The 264-nt window shown below is 45.8% G+C and carries 1 pseudogene; it reads right to left on the reverse strand.

Going from position 1 to position 264, the window contains the following annotated elements:
• Positions 1-264 (reverse strand): annotated as a pseudogene (locus tag FTW16_RS22415) (ABC transporter ATP-binding protein/permease); the annotation flags it as partial.

A 264-nucleotide genomic window follows, 5' to 3' on the forward strand; every position in this document is an offset into this window, starting at 1 on the left:
AATGTTGAGGTTCAGATTGTTGATCACGCCCTTGTTCTCGCCGGAGTTAAAGCTGACGTTATCGAAGTTAATACCACCTTGTGGAACGTCCAAAGGCTTCCCATCTTTTTTGTCTTCGATAGCGATAGGTTTAGACAGGGTTTTGATGCCATCAATCACAGTACCTAGGTTTTCAAACAGACCACCGATCTCCCACATGATCCACTTAGACATCCCGTTAATACGTAAAGCCAAGCTGACAGCAATGGCAATCGCACCGACCGT

The sequence above is a fragment of the Vibrio sp. T20 genome (assembly GCF_007858795.1).
Lineage (GTDB): Bacteria > Pseudomonadota > Gammaproteobacteria > Enterobacterales > Vibrionaceae > Vibrio > Vibrio satsumensis.